This window comes from Frankia sp. R82 (genome assembly GCF_023716925.1).
Lineage (GTDB): Bacteria > Actinomycetota > Actinomycetes > Frankiales > Frankiaceae > Frankia.
In genome coordinates this window covers 1-5,208 of record NZ_JAMQQG010000263.1, presented here as the reverse complement: position 1 = coordinate 5,208, position 5,208 = coordinate 1, and the positions used below count along the sequence as shown (strand labels likewise).

At 72.3% G+C, this 5,208-nt stretch carries 5 protein-coding genes and 1 pseudogene; all 6 read left to right on the top strand.

Going from position 1 to position 5,208, the window contains the following annotated elements:
* Positions 1-964: pseudogene (locus tag ND747_RS19905) on the top strand (serine/threonine protein kinase); the annotation flags it as partial.
* Entirely contained in the window at positions 961-1,806 is an 846-nt protein-coding gene (locus ND747_RS19900) for a class I SAM-dependent methyltransferase (RefSeq protein ID WP_251735340.1), read from the top strand. The pseudogene ND747_RS19905 and the gene ND747_RS19900, both read left to right, overlap by 4 nt.
* 188 nt (positions 1,807-1,994) lie before the next feature.
* Complete coding sequence (locus ND747_RS19895; protein WP_251735338.1) at positions 1,995-2,492, top strand: OmpA family protein; 498 nt, start codon at positions 1,995-1,997, stop codon at positions 2,490-2,492.
* Positions 2,489-3,328 (top strand): hypothetical protein, encoded by an 840-nt coding sequence (locus tag ND747_RS19890; protein WP_251735337.1) that lies wholly within the window; start codon positions 2,489-2,491, stop codon positions 3,326-3,328. The genes ND747_RS19895 and ND747_RS19890 overlap by 4 nt, the downstream gene beginning before the upstream one ends.
* A gap of 151 nt (positions 3,329-3,479) precedes the next feature.
* Positions 3,480-3,965: a hypothetical protein gene (locus ND747_RS19885; protein WP_251735335.1), complete on the top strand. Its 486-nt coding sequence runs from the start codon at positions 3,480-3,482 to the stop codon at positions 3,963-3,965.
* 90 nt (positions 3,966-4,055) lie between these two features.
* Complete coding sequence (locus ND747_RS19880; protein WP_251735333.1) at positions 4,056-5,132, top strand: hypothetical protein; 1,077 nt, start codon at positions 4,056-4,058, stop codon at positions 5,130-5,132.
* Positions 5,133-5,208 lie beyond the last annotated feature (76 nt).

Here is a 5,208-nt window from a genome sequence, read left to right as displayed (position 1 = left end):
GGTCGAGGTCGGCCCGGCGGGCCCGGCCGGTGCGGGCACGCCGCCGGCCGGGGTGGCGGGAGTACCTGCGGCGCCGACCGATCTGAGCGCGCAGGTGCAGGAGGGCGCGGTGGTGCTGCGCTGGGAGCCGTCGGCCACGCCGGGGGTGTCCTACCGGGTGTCACGGGTGCTCGCCGACACGTCCGCGCCGGGTGGCCGGCGCGAGCGCGGGCTGGGGATCACCACCGCGACCGAGCTGTCCGACGCCGGGGTGCCCCGTGGGGTGGAGTACTGGCACGAGGTGGTCGCGGTGCTGGCGGGTGCGTCCGGACGGCTGCGTTCGGCGGCGGCGCGGACCCCGGCGCGGGTGCTGGCCCCGGCGGTGACGGTGCTGCGGGCGACGATGTCCGGGGATGCGGTGGAGCTGTCCTGGCGGCCGATGCCCGATCATGACGAGGTGGTCATCGAGCGGACGTTCGCCGAGTCGTCGGCGTTGTCGGGTGCCAAGCGGCGCTTCCGGGGGGTCGGCGGGCACTTCCTGGACGCCGACGTCTCCCCGGGCGCGGTCTACCGCTACCGGGTGTGGGTCGCCGGCCCCGAGGGGTCGGACGCGCTGGCCCCGGTGGATGCCAGCCAGGTCGTCATCCGGGCCGTCGCCCGGCCACGGCCGGTGCTGGATCTGGAGGCCCGGGCCACCCTCGGCGGCACGGTGCTGCGCTGGACGATCGTGCCGGGCACCATCGTGCGGGTCTACGCGACGGAGAACCCCACCCAGGCCGGCCTCGCCGGAACGGGCCCGTTCGGCCCGGCGGACCGCGAGGTGAGCCTGCGTTCGTTGGAGGGGCGGGCCCGGCTGGTCGGGGAAAGCCGCCGCGGCCGGCTGGTCGACCGGCAGTCCGGCGCCCCGATCGTCTACACCCCGATCACCGTCGCCGAGGACCGGGCCGTGATCGGCACCGCCGTCAACCACGAAGGCACCCCGTGACCGACACCCCGACCGACACCCCGATCCCGACCGGCACCCCGGCCTACGGTTACGTCGACATCGACGCCGACACCGCCCGCCAGGCCAGCCGGATCTACTGGGACGACACCGCGGCCGACTACCAGGCCGAGCACGGCGAGTTCCTCGGCGACAGCGACTTCTGCTGGAGCCCGGAGGGGCTGCGCGAGTCCGACCTGCACCTGCTCGGCGACGTGGCCGGGCGCACCGTGCTCGAGATCGGGTGCGGCGGTGCCCAGTGCGCCCGCTGGCTGCGGGGCGCCGGGGCACGGGTGGTCGGGATGGACCTGTCCGGCGGTCAGCTCGCGCAGGCCCGGGCGCTCGGGGCACGCACCGGCATCGAGGTGCCGCTGGTGCAGGGCGACGCGGTGGCACTGCCGTTCGCCGATGCCAGTGTCGACCTGGCCTGCTCGGCGTTCGGTGCCGTCCCGTTCGTGGCCGACTCGGCCGCGCTGATGCGCGAGGTCGCCCGGGTGCTGCGCCCGGGCGGGCGGTGGGTGTTCTCCACCACCCACCCGTTCGTCTGGTGCCTGCCGGACGAACCGGATGAGAAGACCGGCCTGCGCATCTACCACAGCTACTTCGACCGCCGGGCCTACACCGAACACGACGACGCCGGCAGGGCCGTCTACACCGAGACGCACCGCACGGTCGGCGACCGCGTCCGGGAGATCGTCGGGGCCGGGCTCACCCTGCTTGACCTGCTGGAACCCGAGTGGCCCGCGAGCCTGACCGCGACCTGGGGGCAGTGGGGACCCGAGCGGGGCGCATACGTGCCGTCAACATCGATTTTCGTCACCAGCCGGCCCGGGTCCTCAACGTAGAACCAGTACGTCCCACTACGCGCACAACACCCACGGGTGTCACGGGGAGCCCTGAACGCCCCCGTTATGGTAGGCCCCGCATTCGCCGTTGGGGGCAGACCGTGGACCTCGCTCACTGCGCACCCGGAGATGCCACGCCCAGGCGCGGCACCCCGGCTGTCCGCCCATGCCCGACTTCGGGTACCCGAATGTGCGCGGGTGTCGCCCTGGCACTCACCGTGGGGCTGGCCGCGGCCGGGTGTGGAGCCGGCAGCGGCGGGCCGTCGTTCGTCGCCGCGCCGCAGGCGACCCGGGCCGCCCCGGCGGTCAGCGCCGACCCGTTGCCCCCACTGAGCAAGTTCGTCACCCAGCCGGACGGCAGCCAGGTGACGACGGTCAGTTCCGACTATCTGTTCGACTCGAACAGCAGCACGCTGATGCCGCAGGCGGTGACGGCGCTCGAGCAGATCCTGCCCGCGGTGCGCGAGCATCCCGGCCGAATCTCGGTGATCGGCTACAGCGACGGACTCGGCCGCACCGAGGACAACCAGAAACTGTCGCTCGACCGTGCCAAGGCGGTCGAGACGTGGCTGGCCACACAGAACATTCCCAGCTCAGTGCTGGACGTCGAGGGCCGGGGCGAGCAGGGCGCGCGGGACGGCGTCCCCGATGCGAGCCGACGCCGAGTGGAGATCGTGCTTCGATGACGCACCGCCTGTCCCTGCGCAGGGCCGTCCGGCCGCCGCGCAGGGCCTGTTTCGCCCGCCGGCTCGCACCGCTGGTCGCGCTGTCGCTGCTGGCCATCCCGGCGCTGACCGCGTGTGACCCCGGCGGCCTGCTGGGCACGGCCAAGGCGTCCGGCCCGCTGGACTGCTCGATGTACGAGAAGAAGGCCCCGGCGAACGGCGCACCGCTGCTGCTCGTGCTGCTGGACGTCACCGACAACTCGGCGGCGACCGCGACCCGGGTGGCCAACCGGGTCCAGCCGTATCTGGACGAAGCGCTGCGCGACGGTTCCTACATCCGCCTCGTCGCCACCGCCGGCGGCCCGATGATCTACTCCGACTGCTTCCACGGCGACCAGATGTTCCAGATCAAACGGAACAACAGCGCGCGGGAGACAAAGGACCGTACCGCCGCGTCGAAGGCACTCGGCACCGAGATCAGCCACGTGGTCCAGTCGGCGAAGGTCGGCCCGACCGGCAGCGCCACCCCGCTGCTGGCCGGGATCAACGACGAGGTCGCCACGGTGCGCGCCACCCCCGGCGTCAAGGTCACGTCGGTGACGGCGCTGGTGTGGTCCGACCTGCTCGGTACCGGCGAGCAGACCGACTGCCTGAACGTCGACGGCAAGACGGCGTCCGTCACGATCGCCGAGGCCGTGGTGAAACGGTGCTTCGAGACCAGGCAGATCAGCTCGGTCAGCCCGGTCAGGGTCCGCTTCCTCGGCGTCAACGAGGGCAGCGCGGACCGCCCCCAGCAGGAGCTCGCCCGTTATCTCAAGGGCGAGCTGTGCCGGCGGATCAGCAGCGACTGTGGCTAGCCCGCACCCTTCCGCCTCCGCCGCCCGCCCCCCGGACACCCCGTATCCGACCACCCCGTATCCGACCGACGCCTCGTTTGCATCACCCGCTGCATCCCCACCGCCGACGTCCGTGCCGGCCCGAGTGGGATCCACGCCGAGGAGGCGACCGATGGGCATCCTGCACGAACCGGAGGACCAGCATTTCAGCCCGGCCCTCATGCGCTCAACGGTGGTCATCCTCACCTGCCTGGCCCTGCTGGCGGTGCTCGAGCTGTGGGTGTGGCTGACGTTGTCGTCGCCGTTCGCCCGGGTGTCGGTCACCGGCTCGATGATCGTGACCGCGGTGAGCTTCTTCATCGCCGGCAACACCTTCCGACTGCGCGACATCCGCCGCCGGGTCGGTAACCAGGCCCGCGCCGGACGGATCGCCCCGATCGACGCGTTGTCCCAGCTGCCGCCGCGAGAGACCATCCAGCGCCGGTTCCTGCTCGGCGTGGTCGGCGCGGTCGTCGGTGTCGGCACCCTGGTGCTGACCATGGTGTTCTCCGGGGACGAGCAGCAGGGCGCCCGGGAGGCGATGGTCGCCTCGGTCCTGGGCATCGTCTGCGCGATGCTCTGCTTCGTCGGCGGTACCTTCGCCCGTCCCATCGACTGATGACGCCCACGATGACGCCCGCGCCCGTCGACCGACGGTCCGCCCCCGTCAACCGACGCCCACCGACGACGGAAACAGGAGCCTGAAACGGTGCTGCGCAGGGGAAACCAGCCAGGACGTCTGGCCAAGCAGCTCATCCGCCGGGTCGGGGACGCCGACGTGGCGCTTGCCGGCGCGGAGACCCGACCGAAGGTCCTCAAGAGCCTCGAGGACGCCGAGGTGCAGGAGGTCCGGGCCTCCGTGCGCGCAGATGGTCGCACCCTGGAGGAGCTGATCGCCGAGCTGCGGATGGAGATCGACTCCCGGGCCGAACGCCGGGAACGCCGCAGCGAGCTGATCAAGAACAAGGTCGAGCAGGGCCGGCTGTGGCGCAGCGTCGGGGTGCAGGAGCGCATCCCGCAGATGGCGCTGGCCGAAGCCGCCCGCAAGGTCGTCCTCACCGTGCTCGCCGCGCTGGACTTCTACGTGTTCGCCCAGTCGTACGCGGTGCTCGCCGACGTCGGGGGCTACGGTCCCGAGTGGTGGCTCGGTGGTCTGCTCGGGGTCGCGGTGTTCATCGCCGGAGTGGCGCTGGCGCACGGCATCAAGGCGTCCATCCTCGCCCGGGCACAGAAGCAGATGCTCGTCGATGCCGACGCCGGCCGGCTCAAGATCGATCCGGACGTGCGCGAGCAGCTCGTCGAGTCCCGCTCGTCCGCGCTCGCGCTCGGCCTGACCACGGCGATCTTCCTGCTGCTGTCGGTCGCCGGCGTGCTCGTGCGCAGCCAGGGCACGGCCGGGGCGACCACCGGCGGTGCGGTGGTCCTGTTCCAGGCGCTGATCCCGCTGGTCGCCGTCGCCGTCGAGCTCTACCTGCACGACCCGACCGAGCGCGACGAGCCGATGCCGAACCTGGTCGACCGCCGCCTGGAACGGCGCCTGGCCAAGGCCGAGCGCCGGCTGCGCATCGTCGCCGCGCAGGTCGAGGCCAAGGTCGCCAAGATCGAGAAGCTGTACCGGGTCGAGGAGGCCATCCTCGACGTCGAACAGAAGGACATGGGGCTGCGTCACACCACCGACCTCGTCCTCGGCGGCGGTCACATCCCCACCGTCCCGACCAACGGCCGCGTCGCCGAGGTCGACCGCACCGAACTCGAGAAGACCATCAAGATGGCCCGACGTTCCTGACCACCGGCCCGTCGGCCGACGACCCGCCGGGCAGCGGTGAACTGGCCGGCGGCGGGTCGGCCGGCGGCGGGTCGGC